Below are 25267 nucleotides of genomic sequence, written 5' to 3' on the forward strand. Positions count from 1 at the left end.
TTTGCACTCTCTTTTTCAGCTCAGTTATGGCAATAATAGTGATATGAGTATTAATAATAAAATCAGGGATCATGATGAAAAAAACCTTACTCGCTACAGCGTTGTTATTATCCGCACATGCAAAAGCCACGGTTCAGTGGCAAACCATACATACTGAACATTTTAATGTGCATTACAGCCAAGAAAACGCTGATTGGGCGCGATCTGTTGCCAATGAACTAGAAATAGTACGAAGCAAAGTGCTTGAGCAACAAAATCGTGCTTTAGATGAAACGGTGGATGTGGTGGTGTTTGATCCACTTAATGCAGCCAATGGTTTTGCTTTACCTGTCTCTAATAAGCCGCTAATGGCGCTTTTTACTACGCCCCCACAGTCAGATACGGTGGTATCTAATAATAGCGGTTGGCAGCAACTACTTGTCCTGCATGAATATATTCATCTAGTACACTTAGCCCAACCAACCCGCAGCAAATGGCATCAAGAACTTAGGAATACTTGGGATTTATACGACATAACACACAGCGAGATGCCTCGTTGGGCGGCAGAAGGCTACGCGACACTACTCGAATCAAAAATGACTGGTCGCGGGCGATTATTTGATAATTACAGCGAAGCAATTCTAACTGAATTTGCTCAGCAAGGTGCATTACCCAGTTATGGTCAGTTAAGCAGTAGCGATGGTGGTTATTTGGCCGGGTCTATGGCGTATTTAATGGGTGCTCGGTTTTTAGCTTGGTTAGAAAAAACCTATTCAGAGCAAACCCTTGATGCCGTTTGGACGCGCATGCAAGGGGTTAAGCAACGCGATTTTGATGAAGCTTTTGCTGGCGTGTTTGGTGATCCTGCAAGTAAACTCTACAGGCGCTTTATTGCTGAGTATACCTATCAAGCTATGAGTAAAGAGCAAAGTGAGCAGTCACTTACTAGTGAGCTTTGGTTAGCGTTAAATTTATATGCAAGCAATCCTGTTTTATCACCAAATAACGAACAACTTGCCGTGGTAGAACGGGATAAAGACGGCAAAACGCAGTTATCTTTGTATGGCACTGAAGATAACCTCAAGGCTGCCGAAGAGTTTCAAAAAACACAGCAAGCGTTACTAGCCGATGACCCTAAAGATATTGCGGATAAGCCACCAGAAGTATTTAAACGTAAGCAAAAAACGTTACTAAACCAGATTAACAATGCGGGTATTCAAAACCCACAATGGCTCAATGATGAAGTGTTGTACTTTTCAGCTTATAGCAGAGTTGATCATATTGATCATCTGCGGCTGTCTGACATATTTAGCTGGCATACGAAAACTGGTGAAGTTACCCAACTTACTGAATCAGCTGGATTGAGACGCTTTACCATCACTGATAACGGGCAAACACTATATGCTGAGCAAGTGAAAGGCGGCTACTCTGAATTGGTACGCGTTGACTTGCAAACAGGGCAAAGCCAGCCATTATTCGAAAAAAGCTTAGCAACGGTTTATGACTACCCAATAATTAGCCCTGATCAGCAGCAACTGGCGTTTCTTAAAACTGAGTTTAATCAGAATTGGCAGTTGTATATACAAGATCTAAATGGGCAAAAATCAATTGCCGTACCTATGCCTAAAGGATATCAATATTTATCACAGCCAAGTTGGAGTGCAGATGGCAAGCAGCTTTATTTTGTTGCTGGCTTTACGGGGGCGACCGATATTTATCGCTATGACTTAACCGCGCAGCGTTTGTATAAGCTAACTCAAGGTCAGCAAGCGGTAGCGAACCCATTACCATTTAAAGCCGGCGAATTACTGTATTTTTCAATCAACAGTGATGGCCCTGATATTATGAAATTGCAAATGAATGACAATGAAGAAGTGACAGAGTTTGCGACTACGAGCATTGCGCCATTATTACTAGTTAATCAGTACACTTTACCGCAAGCAAAAGTGTATAAGCAGCCTATAGGGGAGCAAACGAGCTATGATATATGGCAACAAAAAGCCACGTTTGCACTAGGTGAACAGTATTACTCAGCTTCATCTGCTGTACTGAGTGCGAGCATCAAAGGCAGTGATTTACTCAAGCAGCTTGATTGGCAGTTAGGTTACAGCATTGATTTACATGACACCGCGTTAAAAGGCATTTATGCCCAAGCGCGCTATAGCGCGCTGGCCGTTAAATTTGACTCTCAGTTGTTCTCTTATGATTTAGATGCGAGTAAGCAATATCAGCGTAGCTTGTTAAATGAACAGTCAGTACAAGGTGGCTACCTTGCTGCAAGTTTACCACTACGCTTTGGGGAGTTTAGAATTCAACCAGAGCTGGCCTATAACTACTCAGACATCGATAATGCAAATAGTAACCAAGAGCATAGCTCACAGTGGCTGAGAGTCGGCTTAAAGCAATTATGGAATTACGACAGACAAGACTATGCTATTGGGCAAGCTGTTGATCTACGCTGGTATAGTGGTGATAGTGATGCACAAAGCTGGCAAGGGTATGATGTTGCTGCGCAGTTATTTGGTAAAGCGTGGGCGATACCTATGTATGCAAATTATAGTCAGCAATATCGAGATGATATCGACTTGATATTAGGTGGTTTTAGCTCTTCGTTATTATCAAAGAATGTTCGTAGTGATTATGTATTTGCTCCTGAGTTACCGTTTTATAGTGCCGTTGGCAAGCGTTACCAAGGTTACGGTGGCGGTATTAGCTGGGAAGAAGGTATGCCATGGTTTTATTACCAACAGCACCAAATTGACCAACACGTTTATGGGCAAAGCTATGGTATTAAGTGGCAAGGAGCATTTAGCTTTGGTTTAGGCCCAGCGGGATTAAATGATTTGAAGCTTGATTTTGGCTTAGTCAGAGTCGAGGGCGATAGTTTTGATGATGAACTAAGAGGTTGGCTCGGATTTTATTATTCGCTGTAAGCTCTAGCGCCTTGAGTGTATTCACTCAAGGCGGACTATTCTTTACCTTCAATTGCGGCCAGTTTTGCGGCATAAACACTGCGTTGCAGCTTATCTCTTTCCAGCTTCATCGCTTGCTTTAGTAATTTATGGGCATCATTTAAATTACCTTGCTGATAACGAATTTTAGCAAGTGCTACATAGGGGTCCGCTAAATAAGGGGCTTTGTCTATGGCTGCATCGATATGTTTTTTAGCGCTCATCAAGCGTCCACTGAGTGCTTCGCTTTCACCAAGAGCAATTAATTCATAAGGATCTTTTTCCTGAGCACCTAACAATGAATTAATTTGTTCAACTAGCATTTCGTTGCCAGTATCTTCAGCGAGTACTTTGTAATTGCTTAATAAGTTTAAACTTTGTAACTGCTGATCAAGCGCTGTTTGATAAATCCGCTGGCTGGTTGCTTGATCGTTGACGCGGCGATGCAATATTGCTGCTAGATTAAAAAGCTCAGCATCATTTGGGGTGTACTGATTGGCCTTCATTAACAAGCTATAGACTTGGTTATAATCACTTTCGAGCAAAGCGTCAGCTGCTAAGTTACTATAATATTTGGCAATGAGATCATCATAACTAGCACTGCCAACATAAAAACTGCCTCGGGAAGGAAAATAGTCAATGAGTACGCCTGGTCGAATAAAAGTAATTTGCCCTTCTTCTTCAATAAAAGGGCGATATAACTTAGTGCGAAAATGATTAGCAATAAATACCAGATTACCTTCTTTGGCGTAAACAGGTTGGCTAGTCATTTCTTGAAAGCCTGTTTCCAGATCAATTAAGTTCGCATAAGCTTGCGTTAATATTGCCAGACTTATGCAATTACCATGTGCTAATTCAAGTGTTTGCTGCGCAGTGAGGGTATCGCCGTGATAGCTAAAATTACTAAAGCCGCGTTCAATGTAGTTATATAGAATAATATCGTCGGTTAAGTCATTTTGGCGCTGAGTATCTACATAAGCTATAAAAGTATCGACTTCGCTGCTCGGCAGTTTAAAAATCGCTTGTTCAGTTGGTACGGGCTGTAACTCAAAAAGCGGGTGATTTAATAGGCTCGTTAGTGAGGGGACTGCAGGAGTTAACGACTCTGTACTCTTGCAAGCTGTTAATAAGCATATCAATAATAAAGAAAAAAAAAGTTTCATAGCAACCTCCATGCTGTGGTTAAAGTACTCTGAGGTGATTATTTAATCAAGCATTTAATTCTGGGTGGTACGTCTTTGCTGGCAGTTTCTAATCAGGATCACGCGCTCTTCCTGATTCTGTTCAATTTTGAGCTATGACTTCGCTGCAATTCACTACAAAAAGATGTTAACTGTAAGCTTTACTTGCCATGCTGAAGGTGAGTTAATTTTGTGCAATTGGTTGCTTGTTTGAATTAGATCTTTACAATGCCGCGCCTTACTTAAAGTAAATAAAATCAGTGTGTTACATTGTATTTTTGTTTTATCTATAAATTGCTAACTTATTAATCAATTACTAACGAGCGAGGTCTACTTTGGCGCATTACTTGCCTATTTTATCATCATTTATTTTAGTGTTTAGCTTTTTACCGCTACTCAATAAAGTTAGAAAGAACCGCAGTGTATCGGGTTTGTCATTACTGATGATGACCTTTGGCGTGGCGCAAAGTGTCTACTTTATTACCTTTAATTTGTACTTTGAACGCTTTTATATGGTGCTGCCTTTTGTGGTGACAGGGTGTTTAAGTGGCTTAATTTTATATTACTTTGCCCGCTATAATGCGAAAACAACAGAGCGAATTCAGTTAGCTGCCATGCTAGGCTTTTCGTTATTACCATTTTTACTATTGCTGAACTCTCAGTTAGAAACCGCGCAGGTTCTCACATGGCTTACCTTTGTGGGACTGATCATGAGCTCTGTGCGTGTGATGCCACAAACCTATAAAACATTACGCAGTGGTGACATTAGCAACCTGAGTGCTCGTTATTTTAGCTTGCAGTTTATTGCAGGTGTGTGTGGATTATTAGCAGAGCTTGCTATGGCGGTACCAAGTACTTCACATGTGTTGACGTTTGTGATGATCTTGCTGACTAATGCCGCACAACTTGGTTGTATTCAGTACTATAAAATGCGCCCTGTAGCTGCTTAGATGATGAGATAAATTCAATACGCATTCAGCTCGATGTATGGCAAATTATTCGCACTTTCCACTAAATTGAGCTGACAATGCAACTGACTATCCATCAAATTGATGCTTTTACAACTGAACTGTTTAAAGGTAATTACGCGGCAGTTATTGATTTAGACACTTGGCTTGCTGATGAGCTAATGCTCAAGATTGGCGCAGAAAACAATGTTTCCGAAACTGCGTTTACCTGTCGTCAAGCCGACGGTAGTTATGCCATTCGTTGGTTTTCACCGTTAATGGAAATCGATTTTTGTGGGCATGCTACGCTGGCCGCTGCTTTTGTATTGTGTGAACAGCACAATTTATCGCAGGTTCGCTTTCAAGCTGCTGCGGTTGGTGAGTTAATCATTAATAAGAATAGTGATGGCAGCTTTGCCATGACTTTTCCAAAACAAGCACCAGAGGCTTGCCAAGAAGTACCCAGTGAACTATTAGCTGGCTTGTCTATACAACCAGTTAAAGTGTTGAAAAGCAGGCAAGCATACTTTGCTATTTACGATAATGAGCAAGATGTCTTAACTCTTAAAACAGACTCTGCGTTACTTAAAACATTGTTCCCGCTCGATGTAGTGGCAACAGCGCCAAGTACAGATTACGATTTTATTTCGCGTTACTTTTGGCCTGCTAATGGTGGTGATGAAGACTATGTAACGGGTTCAATTCACACCGGCCTTGCGCCATATTGGGCACAAGAGTTAGGAAAAACTTCGCTAAGTGCTTATCAAGCTTCTAGCCGTGGAGGGCAAATACACTGTGAGGTCGCAGAATACACCGTAACCTTAACAGGTCATGCTGTGCGGTATATGAAAGGCACTATTTATTTGTAAGTTTTGCTTTATTACAAACCACTTTGCGCAAGTTTAATGGTGATTTTCGCGCCATGCTCTGTGTTAGCCAATAGCAGTTGGCCGTTGTGTTTTTGCACAATATCATTACATAACGCAAGGCCGAGGCCATTACCGGTTTTTTTGGTGGTGTATAAGGGGTGGATGGCGTTTTCAATATTGGCAAAACCGGGGCCGTTGTCTGTTAGCTGTAATATTTGCATGTCGCCTTGCGCAAAGCAGCGTAACGTAATGTGAGCTTGCTCAGTGCAGGCTTCAGATGCGTTTTTAAATAAATTAATGAGTAGCTGTTCAATCAGTAGTTTATCTGCAAAACATTGTGATTCGCCAGCATAGTTAAGCTGAATGTGTTGCTCTATGGCATTGAGAGTTGCCAGTGTTTTTAAATCAAAGTGTTGCGGCTTTGCGCTGGGTAAGCGAGTTAACTCTGCATAGGCTTTTATGAAAAGTAGTAGTGATTCGCTGCGTGATTTAATCCGTGTTAGCACTTGCCTTGTTTGTTGTTCGTTTAATTCATTAGTATTTAGTAAAGTATCTGCCATTGAGGCCATTGGCGTCAGTGAGTTATTCAGTTCATGAGACAAAATACGAATTAAATCAGCTTGTGACTGGCGTTTAGCATCTTGTAATTGATGGCCTATATAGCTGGCAGTGATCAGTGTTTGTTTAGCATCACTCAGGGTAATGCGTTGTATTTGCCAATTCTGGTCTAATTTAGCATGGTTGCACTGTTTATTATTAAAGCTAAAACCGCACTCCGTGAGTGTCATACCCCGTAATAATGGGGTTTTCAGCTGTACGTACATTGGGTGATTAAAAAATATCAATTGGCTTTGCTGATTAAATAATGCGATTGGGTGTGGCCAATGTTGGAATAACCCGTCAATTAAGTGCTCAGATTGCGGTTGTGGTGTTGTAAATAACGTTTCAATTTGTGCGCCGAGTATTGCCCATGGTGAACTGGGATCGCTATAGCCTAAACTGAGGTTACTTTGTCCTTGTTGTTTTGCATCTATATACGCTTGTAATTGGGTGACTGGCGTAAAATGACTATGAAAGAGTCGATAAGCGCAAATGATGAGCGCGTAACTTAAACAAATAGCTAAAGTGACGGTGAGCAGCGAGTCTTGACTTAGTTGGTACACTAAAGCTGTAGTCGGGGTGAGGATTGCGGCAAATACGGCGCTTAAAATGGCAACCACTTTGGTTTTATGGCTTATCTTAAAACGACTCATCTTGACCTTCGAGTTGGTATTTTTCCATCCGCCGATAAAGCGCATTACGAGAAATACCTAAGCTTTTAGCCGCCGCTGTAATTTGCTGATTATGCTGCTGTAATACCTCAACGATACGTTGTTTTTCTAGCTCCTCTAAAGTAAGCGCAGGGATTGATTGGCTTTGTGTCGCTTGGTTATCGAGCATGATATGGTTGACTTCAATCGTTTCACTGCTACAGATAAGCACGGCACGTTCCATTACATGGCTTAATTCACGGATATTGCCAGGCCAAACATGATTTTTTAATATCTCGCTGGCACTGCTTGATAATAGCAACTTGGGCTTGTTGTATTTAGCTGCAAACTGCTTAATAAAATACTCGCTCAGCGGTTCTATATCGTCCTTGCGTTCACGTAGTGCGGGCAGGCGAATAACAAAAGTATTCAAGCGATAATATAAGTCTTGGCGAAATTGGCCGTTAGTAATTGCGCTGGCTAAGTCTTGGTTGGTGGCTGCGATTAGTCGCACATCTACCTGTTCGCTGGCGTTTGCGCCAAGGGGAGTAAACTCACCGGTTTCCAGTACCTGTAATAACTTTGGCTGTAAATGAAACGGCAAAGTGCCTATTTCATCCATAAACAAAGTGCCATTTTTAGCGCGACTAAATGCGCCGATGCGGTCTTGCTTGGCATCCGTGAAGGCACCTTTATGATGACCGAATAGCTCACTTTCAAATAATGACTCGGCTAATGCGCCCATATTGAGGCTTACTAGCGGCGCCTCGCAGCGGCTACTGAGCTGATGAATACGCTGTGCTAATTGCGATTTCCCGGTGCCATTTTCACCTAAAATTAGTAGGTTTGCATCAGTCGGCGCCAGTTGCTTGATGAGTGTATCGAGGGATTGCATCGCACTGGATTGCGCAATCCAATTATTGTCCACAGGCTTTGTGGTAATAGGTTTTATATGGTTGGCAATTTGGCTAAGTAGTTTTTCTTTACGCCATGGTTTTTCAATAAAGTCTTTCGCGCCATTTTGTAAGCCGCTGACTGCCAGCTCAATGTTAGCCCAAGCAGTCATTAAAATTACAGGGATATTCAATGGCTTAATTTGTGCAAGTAACGCCAGTCCTTCTTTGCCTGAGGTGGTGTCACGGGTAAAATTCATATCCAATAACACCAATGCTGGCGTTAAACGGCTAAGCAATTGCATGCATTGCACCGGTCCATCAGCTTCAACCACGCGATAGCCAGCTTGCTCTAACAGTAATGCTAGTGCAAAGCGGATATCGTCATCGTCATCCACAACCAAAATAGTGGGTTGGTTCATAATGGTCGTAATGGCAGCGTTTGCTGCCAACTCCTTAAAAGTTTATTGCTCTCTAAGTGCACGCATAGGATCAGCATTTATGATACGCCATACTACCAAAATAATGGCAATAAAGACGATAGCAATCAATAAACTAGTGAATATAGTAAGTGCCTGCCAGGAAAAAGCCGGTAATAAAGGTATTTGTAATTGCAGCAGCAAATAAATACCACATGCAAGTGTAATCGCAATGACAAGTGCGCTCAGTAGTAAACCATTAAAGCTTTTAATGGTACGTTTCATAAGATTACTACGACTTGCTCCAGTTGCCATACGAATGGCAAGCTCAAAGCGTTTTAGTTCTGTAAAGCTCATTGCCATACCGTTACTGCCCACTGCAGCTAACAGTAGCGTTAATACCGATAATGCACTGATAAAGTAAAACTGTACACGTGCTGGCATTGTTTGTTCGTCCCAGCGTTCAGTCAGTGTACGAGCTTTAACTTCGTTGACTTGTGGATGAGCACTTTTAATTGCTTGAATAATAGCGCTCTTAGCAAACTCTTGCCCCTGGGGCAGTTGCATCACTAAGTTTATTGTTGAGGTGTTGCTCTTGTCAGTATAAAGCATAGCTGGGTAGCCTTGGTTTTTAGCCATAATAGTATAGGTATCGGCAACCACTCCAATGATGCGTCGGCTAGCAATTTTTTTATCTATGACAGATTCAAGCGTGCCGTCAGTCGAGATTTGTTTCGCAAAGGTCTCGTTGATCAGCGCCACATCATCTAAATCTTGGTATTGTGTTTGGCTAATATTTTGCCCAGCTAGTAGGGTCAAGCCAAATGTATCCACGTAATCAGCCGCTATATTAATATTCATAAAGGTGAACCTTTTTTGGGTTTCATCATCCTGATTCATGCTAATTGTGGTATTAAAATTAAACGGTTCACCTTGGCTTTGTAATATGGTTATAGTTGGTTGAAGCTTTTTTACAGCTTGACTTAATTGGCGCTTTATATCGAGTGTGCCCAAAAAGCGTTGTTTCGCTTTTTGCTCGCTGTCTGGATCATTATCTAGCTCGGCTTTTTGTGCTTCCAACTCGGCATTAGTTAAAAGAGCTTTCTCGTTATTGTGTAGGCTTATTTGGGCAATAAGTGTATTACCAGGGGTAAAACCTAAATCGACATTTAAGGTGTTATAAGCCGCATTCGCTAGCATGGCGGTACCCGTTAATATCACTGCGGCAGAGCTTAATTGTGCAATAAAAAGTATGCGACTAAGCATGGTTATTTTCCCTGCATTAACGCCTTTATTACCGTTATTTAAATTACTAATTAGCTGTGTTTGATCAAATTGTCGGGTTGATAAAAAAGCAAAAAATAGATTGATAGTTAAAACCGCCACTAGCGCAACTAGCATGGTTGAAGCGTCAATTTTGACTAGTTCGAGCATTTCGATATTACCACCACTGATTATCGGTAAGATGCGGATCAACCACGCAGCACCGAGCAACCCTAATACTGCGGCAAGTAAAAAGGTGCTGAGATTTTCTAAGAAACTCATCACCAAGAGCTTATTGCGGGTAGCGCCCATACATAGATGAGTAGCAAATTCTTGCTCACGCTGTTGATAGTGAGCAATAAACAAATTGAGCAGGTTTAAGCTTGCCATGATGAGTAAAATGGTAACAGTGGCGAGTAAAAACCAGATCATAGTTTGCTGCTCAGCCATTAAGATCTCTCGATAGAGCATGACAGTGCTTTTAGGATTCATACTTTCAAACATTTGCTGCATTGGACCAAGTTGATCAGCTTGTTGTTGGTAATATTGCTGCCAGAATTCTTCGATGTCGTTCGCTGTGATTGCTCGTTGAGTTTGTCGAAACAGCGGTTGTAGGCTGCCATCAATGGTCATTTGGGTCGGTTTTGCGGCTTGCTCAGCTAAGTTATAATACAACCATATTTGCTGGGCGTACTTTTCGTCATTTTCGGATGTGAAAGACGAAAAATCAGCAACGACACCACGAACTTGTAGCGACTGGCCTTCAAGTTGCAGGGTTTGCCCGATTACATTAGCATTATTTTGAAATGCGCTGCGCCACAGGCTTGCGGAAATCCACACGGCGTTGTGGCTGTTTTCTTGGTTTGCTTGTTCGCCGAGTAATAGTTCACCGCCGACGACAGTCATAAAGTTATCACTGGCATCAAAGCGCGATACAGGGTAAGCAACGTCATGTACTTTTATGGCGCTGTCATCTACTTGCAAGCCTGCAAATTGACCATACTCTTTATATTGTTCAGCTAATAGTGCAAGGCGCTTGGTGGTAAATATTGATACTCGCATATCCTCTGAGACAGCCATAGTGCGGTTAATTGCATAGAGGCTCTGTTCGTCTTTAATATCGGGTAACGGTTTAAAAATCAGATTACTACTCATTGCTACCACAGTTAACACCGCTGCCAGCGTGAAACTTAGCGTGATTAAAATAGGCAAAGATAAGCGTGGTAAGGTAAATAACCTCAAAACGCCATGGCGTAGAGCGCGAAGGTAAAAACTCATGCTACCGCCTCCTGATGCTCAACTAACACCTTGCCATCAAATAAGCGAATTTGACGCTGCGCCATTTGGCTATAACGTTCGTCATGGGTCACCATGACCACGGTGGCGCCTTGCTTATTTAGCTCAAGTAGTAGCTGCATAACAGCATCGCCATTTTGGCTATCTAAGTTACCAGTCGGCTCATCGACAAGTAGTAAGTCTGGGTTGCCAACAAGCGCGCGGGCAATCGCAACCCGTTGCTGCTGCCCGCCAGAGAGTTGGCTTGGTTTATGATTTAAACGGGCGCTCATGTTAACTGCTGCTAATTGTTGTTCTACAGCGGCTGTTATGTCTTTGCTTGGCGTACCGCGATGCTCCAGCGGCAGAGCTACGTTTTCAAATACAGTTAAGCTATCGATTAAATTAAAGGACTGAAATACATAGCCAATGTGTTTGTTTCGTACACTTGAGCGTTGATCAACATTAAGGCTGTGGGTATCAATATTCGCAAGTTGATAGTGGCCATCGGTTGGCGTATCTAGCAGTCCTAAAATACTAAGTAAGGTTGATTTGCCGCAGCCAGATGAGCCTGATATGGCAATAAATTCGCCTTTATTTATTGTTAAAGAGACATCCTGTAGTGCATGGGTTTTAACTTGGCCTTTGCTATACACTTTATTGATGTTGTTAATGGTAACGAGTGCAGTCATGGTATTGTTCCTTAAAGTTTTGCTGTATCTAGCGCCAAGTGGCTGTAAGTATGCCATTGGCTTAAATCATTTGTGATAATTTTTTCACCGGCGTTTGCACCGGCGATGATGAGTAATTCTGTGCCTGTTAGTTCGCCAAAGGTGATCTCTTGTTGCTGTAGTTGTGCTTGATTCGCTAAGTGTTTGTAGAGCAGTTGCGCACCAAGTGGTTTTAATCCTGGTTGCTGGCTTACATAGAGGGCGTTTTCTTTACGCTCAACAAATACCAATGCATTGACAGGCTGCGCAGGGCGCAGATTGGTCGGTAATGGTTCACTTAGGTGTACTTCGGCAATAATAAAGCCGTTTTCGACCACGGATGCCAATTGTTTTACGGTGCCTTTTAACATACCCGATGGGTGTTTTAGGTCGACTCGGGCACCAAGTTGAATACGCTCCGCCATGCGCTGAGGAATATTTAACTTAGCCATTAGTTGGCTTTTTGATCCCACTCGCGCCATTGCTTGCCCTTGGTTGACACGTTGACCAAGTTCAATATCTAAACGTTGTAATGTGCCTGCTATTCCTGCGGTGATTGTTAATGCCGTCACTTTATTACTGACTAAATCTACTTGTTTTTGCTGCTGTGTTAATAAAATTTGTTGCTGCTGCAGTTCTAACTTGTGCATTTCTTTTTGCTTTTCAAAACGGTAGTTTGCAAACTCAAGGCGCTTCTGCAGTTGTTGGTATTTCAACGTGGCACGCTCTAAATCAATTTTCGCGGCAATACCTTGCTCTGATAAGCGCTGATTGACATCAACATCTAATTTAGCGCTCTGTATTTGGCTATCAATATCAGCAAGTTCAGCTTGAAAAGTGAGTTGCTCATTTTGTTTTTGAAACTTAAATGCCGCGAATTCAGAATGCATTCGCTCAAGCTTGGCTTGGGCTTCATAGAATTGCTGTTCTAGATCTGGGTTGGTGAGTTTGGCTATTACAGTGTCGGCTTCAACATCTGCGCCAGCGCGCAGGTAAATTTCACTGACTTGACCCACGGCAGGGGCACTAATTAGACGCTCATAGCGTGAGGTATATTGACCATACACTGGCGTCATAATATCAATATCACCTTGTTGGACGGTCACTACATTGAGCGTACTAGCATTTAGCTGTGGCATAGCTGGTTGCACCGTAAAATACCCGATGCAGGCAAGTAGTATCAGTGCCGTAACAATGAGGGTTATTTTGAGTTTGTTTCGTTTGGTGGTGTGCTCAATATTAATATTCATAATCTACAAATCTGCGTGGTTGATAGTGTAGTGAATGAAAATTTGATGCCAAAAATAAATAGTGTTTATTTTCAATTGTTTAATTTTATTTTTGGTGATTCTAAAATGATGATTGTTCGATATCGAACACGGGGTTGTGCGGTTTTGAAAACAACAATGACATCGTTTGTCTATGTTGTGTATAAAGTGATTGTTCTGGTGAATAATTGATCGCTTGAGATTAACAGATAAAGCTAAAGTACTTGTTATAAAGATCGACAGTAAAGGCTGTAAAAAATATGTAGGTTTTGTAACAGTTGCTTACAAATGTCACGTTAATGTTTCATCCAGCTCTGTTATTATGGCCCTAGTAGAAATTTAGGGGTATTGATTATGCGAACAAGTATTTTGAAATGGGCGCTTCCTTTTGTCGCGCTGAGCGTAGGAATTGCAGGTTTTGCTGGGATAAATGCAATGGCTCAAGAACCAGAAAAAAAAGAAGTCGTTGATACTCGACCGGTTGTAAAAGTGGAACCTGTCGCCGCTAATGACCATCAAGTTATGATTAATAGCTATGGTGAGGTTAGGCCATTAGAGAGCACCTATTTATCAGCACAAGTATCGGGTGAAGTGGTGAGTTGGCATCCGAATTTTGTGGCGGGCGGTATCGTAGCCCGCGGCGAAACATTATTCAGTATTGAAAAAGATAACTATCAGGCTGCTGTATTACAGGCAGAAGCCGAACTTGCCCAAGCTCAAGCACAACTAATTGAAGAGCAAGCGCAAGCACAAGTCGCTGAAGATGAAGCAAAACGTTTTCCAGGTAAAGAGCGTACGGCATTATTTTTACGCGAGCCACAAGTGCTCAGTGCACAAGCATCGGTTAAATCTGCACAAGCACGGTTAAAGCGCGCGCAACGTGATTTAGATAATTGCGAAGTTACCGCTCCTTATGATGCACTAGTTGTGAACCGTGAAATTGGTGTTGGCCAATATATTAATATGGGCACTCAAGTTGCGGAACTAAATAATATAGAAACCGCAGAAGTGATCATCCCTATTGCAGGTTTTGACAGTGTGTTTTTACCTGAGCGTGTGAAAGGTATTACTGCCACGGTTATAAAAACCGGTTTGCATGGTTTCACTCGTGAAGCAGTGATCGACCGTGATTTAGGGGTTGTTGATAACGCCACGCGCATGAGTAGCTTGGTGGTGCGTATTGAAGATCCCTATGGTTTAGTGAATAAACAACATGCGATTAAATACGGCAGCTATGTACAAGTAAGCTTTGCTGGCACCACGTTGCAAAATATTTATCGTTTACCGCAAGAATTAGTAAATAATCAAACTGTGTGGATTGTAAATGACGAGCAGCAGCTGGAGCCTCGTAAAGTAAAAGTAATTCGCGAAGAAGGCGAATACTTTTATATTAGCGATGGTTTAGAAGCCAATGATCAGCTAGTGCTTACTTTACCTGAATATCCACAAAAGGGCATGGCAGTAAAAATCGCTGGTGTTCAGGATGTAAAAAAAGTTGAGGCACTTGATAGTGCCGCCACTGAAAAACTATAAAAGGTAGACTGCGTTATGACTAACACTGAACTGCCAAACAGTGAAAAACAAACAGGCCTAATCGCTTATTTTGCCAATAACTCTGTCGCGGCAAATTTAATGATGGTGTTCATTATTGCGATGGGGCTTATTAGCTTTGCAACGATGCAACGTCAGATGTTTCCGAACATTGAAATTAACTATATTACTATCAATGCCAATTACCCTGGGGCATCGCCGCAAGAAATGGAAGAAAGTATCTTAATTAAGATTGAGGAATCTTTAAAAGATATTACGGAAATTAAAAAAGGTGTGTACCGCGCGTTTCGTAATGGCGGCAGTGCTCAGCTAGAAATAAGCACTGATGCTGAGCTTACTGAGGTGCTGGATAAAATTAAATTGCGGGTAGATGGCATTGCGACATTTCCTGCTGGGATGGAACCGGTCACCATTAGTCAAATTGAATTTCGTCAAGATGTAATCGGCATGACGTTAGTCGCTGACTTACCTCTTAATGAACTAAAACCCATAGCTAATCGCATCGAAAATGAGTTGTTGCAGCTTTCAAATGTGTCATTAGTGGTCAATGATGTTCCACTGGATGAAATTGCCATTGAAATTGAACCTGACACCCTACGCCAATACAACTTAACGTTAAGTGAAGTCGCTAATGCTGTGCGTCGATATTCGGCCAACTTTTCAGCTGGACAGCTAAAAACCGATGCTGGTGTGATTTCAGTGCGGGTTGAAAATCAATTTTATTCAGGTGAAGAGTTCCGCCAAATACCAGTGAAGATTGGTGATAATGGGGCGAAAGTTTTACTGCAGGATATAGCTGTCATTAAAGATCAGTTCACAGAAGGTGAACGTTATTTCAAATTTAATGGTGAAAATGCAGTTTATTTATCGGTAAAAGCAACGGAAGATCAAAGTATTATTCCTGTTGCGGATTCAGTAAAGGCATTTATCGATCAAAAAAATAAAGAGTTACCACCGGGTGTACGTTTAGAGCCGTTAATGGACTTTACTTACTACCTTAATGCGCGTTTAGACATGATGATAAATAACTTGATCCAAGGTGCTATCTTAGTGGCCATTATGCTGTCATTATTCTTACGCTTTAAGTTGGCGCTATGGGTTATGGTTGGCTTACCGTTGTGCTTTTTAGGTGCGATGATGATGATGCCATTATTTGGTGTCACCATTAATATTTTGTCATTATTTGCCTTTATTATGGTGCTAGGGATTGTGGTGGATGACGCCATTGTCATCGGGGAAAGCGCCTACACTGAGATAGAGAAAAAAGGCGGTGGTGTAGTGAATGTTGTTAACGGCGCTAAAAAAGTCGCAACTCCTGCTACCTTTGGTGTATTAACTACTGTTGCGGTATTTGCGCCATTTACCTTATCTTCAGGTCCTGAAAGTGCGTTCTTTTACGGTATTGCTGTAGTCGTTATGCTGTGTTTAATATTCAGCTTAATCGAGTCAAAGCTCATTCTACCTGCACATATTGCCCATACTAATTTTCCGCCAATTAAACCTGATAGCTGGCGTGCTCGTTTTAATAAACGCTTTTTTGGTTTTGTTAACGGCCCATACAGACGCTTTATCGTGCAATGTGTTGAATGGCGTTGGGCGGTATTTTTCTCGTTTGTTGCCTTGCTCATTATTACGTTTGCTTTGATCGCCTCAAACCAAGTGCGTACGGGGTTTATGCCGAAGATCCCACATGATTATCCGCAAATTAATCTAGAGATGAACGACAACGTTTCAGATTTGCAAACCATTGAAGCAATTCGCGAAATTGAGGCCATGGTGGTTGCTGTAGATAAAGAAACTGAGCGTGAATATGGGCAAAAGCTGATCAGAGATGTACTGGTGTTTAACCAAGGCCGCACAGAAGCACAATTACTTGCGCCTTTAGTTGAAGAAGATTTACGCCCTTATAATGCCTTTGAACTTTCTCGTCGCTGGCGTGAGCAGATGCCAGTTATTGCCGGTGTTAAGTCGTTAACGATTTATGATGACGTAAATGCTCAAGGTGGTGGCGATGGTGAGTTTGGTTACTTGTTGTATGGTTCAGATATCGACACTTTAAATGATGCTGGACGCCGCTTTATTCAATTATTGCAGCAGCAAGAAGGCCTATTTGATATTAGTTCGACTATCGACCCAGCAAGTAAAGAAGTGCAAATGAGCTTAAAACCGGTCGCGTATGATCTAGGCCTGGATTTAGCGTCGATTGCTAATCAAGTCGGTGCTAGTTTTTACGGTGGCGAGGCGCAGCGCGTAATTCGTCGCGGTGAGGAAGTACGCGTAATGGTGCGTTACCCTAAACTGACTCGCGAAGCATTTTCATCGCTTAAGCATGCCGTTATTACAACCCCACAAGGCAAAGAAGTGCTGCTAGGTGATGTGGTTGAGCTAACAGAAACACCGGGTATCAGCTATATTCGTCGTGAAGGTGGTTATCGTACCGTTTATGTGTATGGCAATATTGATGAAGAGCTCATAGAGCCAACAGAAGTCATTAAGCAAGTTAAAGATAAGTTATTGCCGCAACTTAAAGAAGAATACCCCAGTGTTAAATCTGAGCTTGGTGGTGCAATTGAAGAGCAGCAAGCGCAAGCCAACCAACAGATAATGTTCTTTGTCGGTGGCATGATTTTAGTGTATATCTTGTTAGCTGTACCGCTGAAAAGCTATGCACAACCTTTGATTGTGATGTCGGTTATTCCATTTAGTTTAACGGGCGCAATTTGGGGGCATTATTGGTTTGGTTTAGATCTAACCTTAATGTCTGGCTTTGGCATCATTGCCGCTGCGGGTGTAGTTATCAATGACTCGCTGGTGATGACCGACTTTGTTAACCAAGCCCGCCGAGAAGGTATCGCGATTAAAGATGCGGTAATAGAAGCCGGTTGCGCACGTTTTAGGCCAATACTACTGACCTCTATCACCACCTTTGCGGGTGTACTACCGATCATGTTTGAAACCAGCCTACAAGCTAGATTTGTAATACCGATGGCTGTCGCACTTGGTTTTGCGGTGATGTTTGCTACGCTGATCACATTACTACTTGTGCCGTGTTTGTACATTATTATGAGCGATGTCGGTAAAGTGTTTAAAGCAATTTTTGCTAAAGTAGTTCGCCTATTTAAACGTAGACAAGCAGCGCAGTTAGATCGATAGTTTTAAGTTTTCACTATTTCAAAAGCCAATACTTTATGTATTGGCTTTTTTGTTTTATAGACCTAAGTATTGGTTTTTATTGGCGGTTACATTCTTTAGTTTGATCTTTGTACTGTGTCACATTATACTCACGATGTTTTGGCAAACTAATCGAAAGGTTAGGACGCAAAGTTTCCGGTCTAAGGTTTTAGCATGCTAAAACTAGGATAGCGGGGCCGTCGCACAGGGTAATTTTAACTTCACTGTGTGTCATTAGCCCTACAAAGTAGTGAAAAAGTATTTCTTTTATCCAATAAATGCTGGATAGTACCTATTAGATGTTCTTAAGGTGTTGCTTTGTTTATGCATACGTCATTGGCCTGTGGAAGTTGGATGCCAATAGGTTGTCTAAATCATCATACCCAATTATTTGTGGGTGATATGGTGACAGTGACTTTTTATGACACGCAAGGAGAGCTAGTCGATTTATCATTTAAATATGAAATTATCACTGAAGAACAAGGTGAGCCACATAATTGGCCACGCTATGTTGCGGAGTATATTAATACCCATATACCGTTAGTTGAAGCCGGTAGAATGACAGAGCAAGGTTTAGTTGTCGCTTATCGTTCAAATCAGATCTATGCGCTTGAAGGTTGTGGTATTAATCGTGCCGAATTAACGTTTCAATGCATAGCTAAATGTGATGATTTTAAATCTGTTAAACCAGCATATGATTACATCTACCCTGAAAAGTGTAGTGTTTATAATGCAGGAGTAAAAGTATTACAGCCAAAAACCGGCCTAATCTATAAATGCAAACCGTGGCCTTTTAGCCAGTTTTGCAATGTGAAAGAAGAAAACAATCCACTTTATGAGCCCGGTGTGGGGCAAAGTTGGGATTTAGCCTGGCAGCAAGTTTCCCCTTAATGCTATTTAGCATTTTTCGCCCACTCATTGAGTGGGCTTTTTTATGTACTTTTGAAAATTATGTTAAACTCCAGCCATCGAAATTTTTTATTGGTTTTTCTGTGGCTCTATCAAACTTATCGTTGTCTTCACTTTTAAATGCTCCGGTTGCGCGTAAACAGCCGCACACGTTAACAACACACCAACAAACACGCATTGATGATTATTATTGGATGCGTGATGACGAACGCACAGAGCAAACTATACTGGCACATTTAGCCGCTGAAAATGATTATTGCGAGCAGCAGTTGGCGCCGATTAAGTCACTGCAAACCGCATTATTTAACGAGCTAAAAGACCGTATAGTTAAAGATGACAATACTTTTCCCGTTAAAGATGGTCAATACTGGTATCACTCAGAAGTGCGTGGTGATGATGAGTATTCTCGTCACTACCGTAGTCGTGAAATGTCCGCGGCAGACAAGCAGCTTTTGTTAGACGTAAATTTGCTGGCGGAAGGCTATGAATTTTATGAGTTGGGCGAAGTGGCAATAAGCCCAAATGAGCAATTATTAGCTTACTCAGAAGATACCGATGGTCGCCGCATTTATACGGTAAAGTTTAAGGCTATTGATAGCGATGATTTACTTGACGATGTATTAGAAAATACTGAAGGCCAAATAGTTTGGGCAAACGACAACAAAACCGTATTTTATGTTAAGAAAGATTTAAAAACCTTGCTCGGTTATCAAGTTTACCGCCATGTTATTGGTACTAGCCAAGCGCACGATGTGCTGGTTTATGAAGAGCAAGATCGTAGCTTTTTTATGGGCTTAGGCAAAAGTCGTGATGAAAGTCTCATTATTATTGATTTAGCCACCACAGAAACCAATGATACCTGGGTATTAGATGCCAATCAGCCGCTCGGTGAATTTACTCAATTAATGCCACGCGAAGAAGGTCACGAGTTTGATGTTGATAAACTCGGCGACACGTTTTATATCGTCACCAATTGGCAAGCTAAAAACTTTCGTTTGATGACTGCAACAGAAACAACTATTGCAGATAAAAATCAGTGGCTTGAACACACGCCTCACCGAGAGGAAGTGTTGTTTGAAGGGGTTGAACTATTTCACGACTTTTTAGTGTTAACTGAGCGAGAGCAAGGGCAAACCCGTTTTGTGGTGATCAATAAGCAACAACAGCGTATGACCTTAGCGTTCGATGATCCCTGTTTTTACGCATCTGTAGCGATGAATCCTGAACCAAACTCGCAATCGGCACGTATCTATTATTCAAGCTTGACCACACCAGGGTCACTTTATGAGGTTGACTTAAGCTCTGGAGAGAAAACACTGCTTAAACAACAACAGGTGCTGGGTAGTTTTGATGCAGAGAATTATGCTTCCGAACGATTGATGATCACCGCCCAAGATGGCGTGAAAGTACCTGTGTCATTGGTTTATCGTAAACAGTTATTTAAAAAAGACGGCACTAACCCATTATTTCAATACGGTTATGGAGCTTACGGTATCACTATCGATCCGAGTTTTTCGAGCACTTCACTCAGCTTACTCGACCGTGGTTTTGTCTATGCTATCGCCCATGTCCGTGGCAGTGAAATGCTGGGACGTGATTGGTATGAGCAAGGTAAAAAGCAGCATAAGCAAAATAGTTTTAACGACTTTATTGATGTGACCAAAGCACTCGTTGCACAAGGTTATGGCGCGCAAGATAAAGTGTTTGCCTCTGGTGGCAGTGCGGGTGGTTTGTTGATGGGCGCCGTTGTCAATCAAGCTCCAGAGCTGTACTTAGGAGTGGGCTGCCATGTGCCATTTTTAGATGTGCTAACGACTATGCTGGATGAATCAATTCCCCTCACCACCAATGAATATGATGAGTGGGGTAATCCAAATGATGTAGCCTATTATGATGTGATTGCAAAGTACTCACCGTATGACAATATTAGCGCGCAGGCGTATCCAAATATATTAGTTACTACGGGGCTGCATGACTCGCAAGTGCAATATTGGGAGCCGATGAAATGGGTTGCTAAAATGCGTGAGTATAAAACTGACGATAATATTTTAGTGTTTAAAACCGATATGGATGCAGGTCACGGCGGCGCATCAGGGCGTTTTAAAAGCTTAGAGGAAAAAGCCCTTGAAATGGCCTTTTTTATTAGCTTAGCTAAATAAAGTAGTTTTTATCTGTAATTGAGCTTAGAGGTATCGATATGTTTGAAGTACATGGTCGCTGGCAGTACTCAATTGAGCCGCCAATCATTTATATTAAAGTTATAGGCTGCTTTAATCGAGAAGGCGTTATTGCTTTTGCGAAAAATGTACAGGCAGACTTATCAATATTGCCACCGAACTCAATTGAATATGCGGTGATTAATTTAGCTGAATTCGAATTAACCACCGCAGATAGCTTAGCGGTTGCAACCGAGTATTTTCATGGCGTTAAAGCGCGTGGTTATAAACGGGTTACCTATATCAAGCCAAACTTTGTCGCGAAAAGCATGCTGGAAAGCATCTGGCGTGGTAGCGATATGGATGTGCAATTTTGTGTAAATGCCCAGAGCTACCTTGAGCAAAATCCTGAGCATCAACACGTAAAAAATTGGTTGTAGCTAAGCATAGTTAAAAATACTCGCTAAGCTACTTTTATAGCGTCGTGATAAATTCAGTAGTACGCCATTTTTAAGAGTAACCTTGTAATCACCGCTTTCGGTTGCAGCTAATTCAGAAATGGCATTCTGTTTTACCAGCGTTGAGCGATGAATACGAATAAACCCTATCGGTGCTAACTGTTGCTCTAGTTTCTTCATCGTTTCTCTATGCAAAACAACTTTGTCATGCTGCCAAAAATGAAGTTCTACGTAGTTGCCGGCACCATTGATCCAAATAATATCGTTAACTTCAATTAATCTTACTTTACCAATATCTTTAACAATGAGATGGCTGCGAGCGTTAGTAACTTGGTAGTCGTGTTCTACAGCGCTTGCTAATGGGCATAAATGGATCAACTTTTCAAAACACTGCTGAATCCTGTTCGAAGGACTCTGGGTTATTAAAAAATCGACCGCGCCAATTTCAAAAGCCAGATTAGCGAAGTGTGCGTCATCAGCAACTATCACCAATTTTTTATGTTTACTTAACTCGATAAGTTGCACTAAATGAGTTGACTCAAGGGGATGTATCAATTGAAAAAATACAACATTAAATTGACTGGTGTCGATTTTAGTAAGTTGATCGTAGTTTGCTGAAAGATGCACGTTAAAATGTCTATTTTCAGAAAGTTGTATAGTTAGCAAACTATTAAAGTTTACATCGCTAATGAGCGTTAATGCATTGAAGTAAGCAGTAAACATCGGGTAATCCTATTATACGTATAAAATAATAGACCGGAATACACCGCTTTCCAATTATATTAAAATGGAATAACTTAATTTTCATTATTAATCACGCCGTACACGCCATCTATCCCACCTTTTTGGCCACTAGAATCATACTTATAGAGAAGCTCTTTCAAGCCCTTTAGTGTTAGTAATTGGTAGCAATTTAGTTACTTAAAATAATAATTCAGGGGAATTTCATGAACAAAAAAGCAAAGTCTAAAAATCACAAATTTAAGTATTCGGCGCTTAGTATTGCACTAAGTAGTTCATTATTAACGGGGATGTCTTTAAATCTTACAGCTGCTGAAGATGATGTTAAATCTGTAGAGCGGATCCAAGTTACAGGTTCACGTATTCGTTCAGCTGAAGCAATGTCTTCAGCACCAATTCAAGTAGTTGATAGCGCAGCAATTGATTCATCAGGTTCATTAAACATCCAGGACTTATTACTTGAAAACCCGGCTTTTGGCTCTCCGGCAATTAGCCGTACTAATTCAAATTTCAACACCTCAAGTGCTGGTGTGGCGACTGTTGATTTACGAAACTTGGGGTCAGAGCGAACATTAGTGCTTGTTAATGGGCGTCGCTATGTGTCAGGTGTACCGGGAAGCTCAGCAGTGGATTTAAATAGTATTCCAAGCCAATTCATTGAGCGAGTTGAGATTATGACTGGTGGGGCATCATCTGTTTATGGCTCCGATGCAGTGGCCGGTGTTGTTAACTTTGTACTGAAAGATGATTTTGAAGGTATTGAGTTCGAAGGTCAATTTGGTGAGTCAAAAGAGGGCGATGATCAGTCTCGACAATTTTCATTTACTTCTGGATTAAGTAGCAATGATGGCAAAGGCCATGCGATGTTCCATTTGGGTTACTCTGATCAGGGGGCTGTTTTTTCTCGGGATCGCGAGCGCTCATCGGTGGATCAAATAGCTCAAATTGCGTTTGAAGATCGGGAGACAGGTCAAGCAAGTGATATCTTTGAAGCTGTTCGTCCGTTCTTTTCATCATTCCCACCGCAAGGTCGTTTTGATGCTGGGGATTCTCGCTTTACCTATGATCAAAATAATAATTTACAAAATGGTTTCAGTACTAATGGTAACGGCACTATAGGCCCTGATGGGTTTAACCGAAATGGTGTGCGTACTATCGCAATTCCTACAGAGCGTTATTTATTTGCCTCAAATGGTAGTTATCAGTTAACAGATAAGCACAGTTTCTTTTTTGAAGGCACTTATGCATCCAGTACAACCAATTCAGAATTAGAGCCATTTCCATTCGCTTCAGACGATATTTATGCCAATGGGCGAGTACCTATTGAGTTTTTAGTACAAGATGAAATATTACGCAATGCATACGTTCCTGATGATATTTATAATGCTGCAACCGATACTGATGGCGATGGATTTAAAGATATTTTCTTTGCTAAACGCTTAAGTGATATTGGTAACCGTGGTGCACGAGCAGAGCGAGATACATTTCGATTGGCTATAGGTTTTGAAGGTGAGATTAACGATAGTTGGTTTTACGATACTTATTACGTTTACGGTAAAACGAAAGAGTCACAAGTTTCAGGTGGCTTAGTTAATGTGCAAAGTTTTCGTCAAGGTTTAGAAGCCGTTAATGATCGCTTCGATTTGGATGGAGATGGTATTACGAATGAAGCAATTTGTATTGATGCAACAGCGCGCGGCTTTAACTGTGCTCCAGTGAATATTTTTGGTTTTAATTCAATGTCGCAAAGTGCGATTGATTTTGTTCGTGCTCCGAGCATGTTATCTACCTCGGTCGAACAAGAAATTATTGGTGGTAATGTCTCCGGTGATTTATATGAGTTACCGGCTGGTATGATCGGCATCGCAGCAGGCTTTGAATATCGTGAAGAGTTTTCACGAAGTGAGTTTGATGCTCTACAGCAAGCGGGGCTAAATGCAGGTAACGCGATCCCTGCTACAGAAGGCTCATTTGATGTTACTGAGTATTATGTTGAAGCTAATATACCATTACTTGATGCTGTAACGATGAACGCCGCAATTCGTCTTTCTGATTACTCTACAGTTGGTAATACAGAGAGTTGGAATGTGGGTATTGATTGGGCTGTTACAGATGAGCTTCGTTTACGGGCAACGCGTGCACGTTCAACGAGAGCTCCGAACATTGATGAATTATTTTCGCCACCTTCGCAAACCTTTCCAAGTGGCTTAACTGATCCATGCGTAGGGGTTGGTAATACTGGCGGTGGTGCTGCTGATGCGGCATGTCGTGCTGATGTGGGAGTTGCCAGCAATATAGCGCAAAATGGTGTATTTACTCTTAATCAATCTGACTTGCAAGGTATCAGTGGTTTTAACCGCGGTAATCCAGAGTTAAAAGAAGAGGTTGGTAATTCTGTAACAGTTGGGGTTGTTTATACTCCTGAAGAATTAATTTCAGGCCTTGATATTACTATCGATTATTTTGACATTGAAATTGATGATGCCATTGTGGCAACGCCACGTCAGTTTATTCTTTCGCAATGTTATGGTGGAGATGATAGCTTTTGTAACTTTATTACTCGTCGCAGTGCCGCCGCAGGTAATAATAGTGCAGGCTCATTGGAGTTTATTGATAGTGGTGTATCAAACAGTGGTGGCTTAGGTACTGAAGGTGTAGATTTAACATTGACTTATGCGACTGATATTGGCCCAGGCTCTTTCCGTACTCGTCTAGCATATACCTATTTAATTGACGGCTATTCAATCCCATTACCTGGCGCTGACAAAGATACTTTCGCTGGTGAGGTGGGTGCATCAGAACATAAAGCAAACTGGAACTTAGGTTATAAAATTAATGACTTTGATTTTAACTGGAGTATGACTTATACCGGTAGCGCTGACTTTGATGATCAATTCTTAAATGGCTTTGATAATATTCCAGCAGGCTCAGTTGGCGTTGGTTCAGTGACTTACCATGATGTACAGGCAAGCTACCACATCAGCGACTCAGTCGAGTTGTATATGGGGGCAAATAACTTGTTTGATAAAGAGCCGCCACGAATTATTTCTGGTGTCAGTGGTTCAAGTACGGGAACGGAAACGGCTGCTGGCACCTACGATCCAATTGGGCAAACTTATTACATAGGATTTAGAAGTAAGTTCTAATATTAGCAATAAGTATCAAGCTCCATATGCACAGGGCTTTTTAGCTCTGAATATAAATGAGTAGTGTCTATAAACAGGCTACTTACATCCACAAAGACGCCACTTGTAACAGTGGCGTTGTATTAAGCTA

At 41.6% G+C, this 25267-nt stretch carries 16 protein-coding genes and 1 riboswitch; of the genes, 9 read left to right on the forward strand and 7 right to left on the reverse strand.

Features of this window, described 5'->3' with window-relative positions:
- The first annotated feature begins 74 nt into the window (after positions 1-74).
- Positions 75-2912: a TolB family protein gene (locus tag A7968_RS11555; RefSeq protein ID WP_064666734.1), complete on the forward strand. Its 2838-nt coding sequence runs from the start codon at positions 75-77 to the stop codon at positions 2910-2912.
- Positions 2913-2947: 35 nt separating this feature from the next.
- On the opposite strand, the gene A7968_RS11560 is transcribed toward A7968_RS11555, so the two are convergent.
- The gene (locus A7968_RS11560; RefSeq protein ID WP_064666735.1) at positions 2948-4093 is read right to left on the reverse strand and encodes a tetratricopeptide repeat protein; all 1146 of its coding nucleotides are present in this window, start codon (positions 4091-4093) and stop codon (positions 2948-2950) included.
- 353 nt (positions 4094-4446) lie between these two features.
- On the opposite strand from A7968_RS11560, the gene A7968_RS11565 reads away from it, so the two are divergent.
- Together A7968_RS11565 and A7968_RS11570 are read left to right on the forward strand one after the other, a co-directional pair.
- Positions 4447-5061 (forward strand): hypothetical protein, encoded by a 615-nt coding sequence (locus A7968_RS11565; protein ID WP_064666736.1) that lies wholly within the window; start codon positions 4447-4449, stop codon positions 5059-5061.
- A 77-nt stretch (positions 5062-5138) separates the two neighbouring features.
- Positions 5139-5927, forward strand: coding sequence for a PhzF family phenazine biosynthesis protein (locus A7968_RS11570; protein WP_064666737.1), 789 nt, complete (start codon positions 5139-5141; stop codon positions 5925-5927).
- An 11-nt stretch (positions 5928-5938) separates the two neighbouring features.
- Here A7968_RS11570 and A7968_RS11575 read toward each other — a convergent pair whose 3' ends face one another.
- Genes A7968_RS11575 through A7968_RS11595 form a run of 5 tightly spaced genes read right to left on the reverse strand, consistent with a single transcriptional unit; the run spans position 5939 to position 12987 of the window.
- Positions 5939-7180 carry a sensor histidine kinase gene (locus A7968_RS11575; RefSeq protein WP_064666738.1) on the reverse strand — a complete coding sequence of 414 codons (1242 nt, stop codon included), beginning with the start codon at positions 7178-7180 and terminating at the stop codon, positions 5939-5941.
- Positions 7167-8522, reverse strand: coding sequence for a sigma-54-dependent transcriptional regulator (locus tag A7968_RS11580; protein WP_244270408.1), 1356 nt, complete (start codon positions 8520-8522; stop codon positions 7167-7169). Before A7968_RS11580 ends, A7968_RS11575 begins: the two co-directional genes overlap by 14 nt.
- 12 nt (positions 8523-8534) lie before the next feature.
- Positions 8535-11030, reverse strand: coding sequence for an ABC transporter permease (locus tag A7968_RS11585; RefSeq protein WP_064666740.1), 2496 nt, complete (start codon positions 11028-11030; stop codon positions 8535-8537).
- Positions 11027-11719, reverse strand: coding sequence for an ABC transporter ATP-binding protein (locus tag A7968_RS11590; protein WP_064666741.1), 693 nt, complete (start codon positions 11717-11719; stop codon positions 11027-11029). Before A7968_RS11590 ends, A7968_RS11585 begins: the two co-directional genes overlap by 4 nt.
- Before the next feature lie 11 nt (positions 11720-11730).
- A complete protein-coding gene (locus tag A7968_RS11595) occupies positions 11731-12987 on the reverse strand; it encodes an HlyD family secretion protein (RefSeq protein ID WP_064666742.1) in 1257 nt (418 codons plus the stop codon).
- 372 nt (positions 12988-13359) lie between these two features.
- Between A7968_RS11595 and A7968_RS11600 the strand changes: the two genes are divergently transcribed.
- The 5 genes from A7968_RS11600 to A7968_RS11620 all read left to right on the forward strand — a co-directional run bounded on the left by A7968_RS11600 (position 13360) and on the right by A7968_RS11620 (position 21232).
- Positions 13360-14538, forward strand: coding sequence for an efflux RND transporter periplasmic adaptor subunit (locus tag A7968_RS11600; protein WP_064666743.1), 1179 nt, complete (start codon positions 13360-13362; stop codon positions 14536-14538).
- 15 nt (positions 14539-14553) lie between these two features.
- Positions 14554-17709, forward strand: coding sequence for an efflux RND transporter permease subunit (locus A7968_RS11605; protein WP_064666744.1), 3156 nt, complete (start codon positions 14554-14556; stop codon positions 17707-17709).
- 130 nt (positions 17710-17839) lie between these two features.
- A riboswitch (cyclic di-GMP riboswitch) is annotated at positions 17840-17932 on the forward strand.
- 119 nt (positions 17933-18051) lie between these two features.
- Positions 18052-18618, forward strand: coding sequence for a hypothetical protein (locus A7968_RS11610; RefSeq protein ID WP_064666745.1), 567 nt, complete (start codon positions 18052-18054; stop codon positions 18616-18618).
- On the forward strand, positions 18618-20795 hold the full coding sequence (locus tag A7968_RS11615; protein WP_371850148.1) for a S9 family peptidase: 2178 nt from the start codon (positions 18618-18620) through the stop codon (positions 20793-20795). Before A7968_RS11610 ends, A7968_RS11615 begins: the two co-directional genes overlap by 1 nt.
- A gap of 38 nt (positions 20796-20833) precedes the next feature.
- Positions 20834-21232, forward strand: a complete 399-nt coding sequence (locus tag A7968_RS11620) for a hypothetical protein (RefSeq protein ID WP_064666746.1) — start codon at positions 20834-20836, stop codon at positions 21230-21232.
- Here the strand turns inward: A7968_RS11620 and A7968_RS11625 are convergent, their stop codons facing one another.
- On the reverse strand, positions 21233-21973 hold the full coding sequence (locus tag A7968_RS11625) for a LytR/AlgR family response regulator transcription factor (protein WP_064666747.1): 741 nt from the start codon (positions 21971-21973) through the stop codon (positions 21233-21235).
- Between the two features lie 224 nt (positions 21974-22197).
- Here A7968_RS11625 and A7968_RS11630 point away from each other — a divergent pair, with 224 nt between their 5' ends.
- Complete coding sequence (locus A7968_RS11630) at positions 22198-25137, forward strand: TonB-dependent receptor domain-containing protein (RefSeq protein ID WP_064666748.1); 2940 nt, start codon at positions 22198-22200, stop codon at positions 25135-25137.
- The last annotated feature ends 130 nt before the right edge of the window (positions 25138-25267 follow it).

The organism is Pseudoalteromonas prydzensis (assembly GCF_001661495.1).
GTDB lineage: Bacteria > Pseudomonadota > Gammaproteobacteria > Enterobacterales > Alteromonadaceae > Pseudoalteromonas > Pseudoalteromonas prydzensis.

What these genes read in the sequence shown, in the direction of transcription:
- A7968_RS11555 (WP_064666734.1), top strand. Translation starts at nt 75, where the DNA reads ATGAAAAAAACCTTACTCGCTACAGCGTTGTTATTATCCGCACATGCA.
- A7968_RS11560 (WP_064666735.1), bottom strand. Translation starts at nt 4,093, where the DNA reads ATGAAACTTTTTTTTTCTTTATTATTGATATGCTTATTAACAGCTTGC.
- A7968_RS11570 (WP_064666737.1), top strand. Translation starts at nt 5,139, where the DNA reads ATGCAACTGACTATCCATCAAATTGATGCTTTTACAACTGAACTGTTT.
- A7968_RS11575 (WP_064666738.1), bottom strand. Translation starts at nt 7,180, where the DNA reads ATGAGTCGTTTTAAGATAAGCCATAAAACCAAAGTGGTTGCCATTTTA.
- A7968_RS11585 (WP_064666740.1), bottom strand. Translation starts at nt 11,030, where the DNA reads ATGAGTTTTTACCTTCGCGCTCTACGCCATGGCGTTTTGAGGTTATTT.
- A7968_RS11590 (WP_064666741.1), bottom strand. Translation starts at nt 11,719, where the DNA reads ATGACTGCACTCGTTACCATTAACAACATCAATAAAGTGTATAGCAAA.
- A7968_RS11595 (WP_064666742.1), bottom strand. Translation starts at nt 12,987, where the DNA reads ATGAATATTAATATTGAGCACACCACCAAACGAAACAAACTCAAAATA.
- A7968_RS11600 (WP_064666743.1), top strand. Translation starts at nt 13,360, where the DNA reads ATGCGAACAAGTATTTTGAAATGGGCGCTTCCTTTTGTCGCGCTGAGC.
- A7968_RS11605 (WP_064666744.1), top strand. Translation starts at nt 14,554, where the DNA reads ATGACTAACACTGAACTGCCAAACAGTGAAAAACAAACAGGCCTAATC.
- A7968_RS11610 (WP_064666745.1), top strand. Translation starts at nt 18,052, where the DNA reads ATGCATACGTCATTGGCCTGTGGAAGTTGGATGCCAATAGGTTGTCTA.
- A7968_RS11615 (WP_371850148.1), top strand. Translation starts at nt 18,618, where the DNA reads ATGCTATTTAGCATTTTTCGCCCACTCATTGAGTGGGCTTTTTTATGT.
- A7968_RS11620 (WP_064666746.1), top strand. Translation starts at nt 20,834, where the DNA reads ATGTTTGAAGTACATGGTCGCTGGCAGTACTCAATTGAGCCGCCAATC.
- A7968_RS11625 (WP_064666747.1), bottom strand. Translation starts at nt 21,973, where the DNA reads ATGTTTACTGCTTACTTCAATGCATTAACGCTCATTAGCGATGTAAAC.
- A7968_RS11630 (WP_064666748.1), top strand. Translation starts at nt 22,198, where the DNA reads ATGAACAAAAAAGCAAAGTCTAAAAATCACAAATTTAAGTATTCGGCG.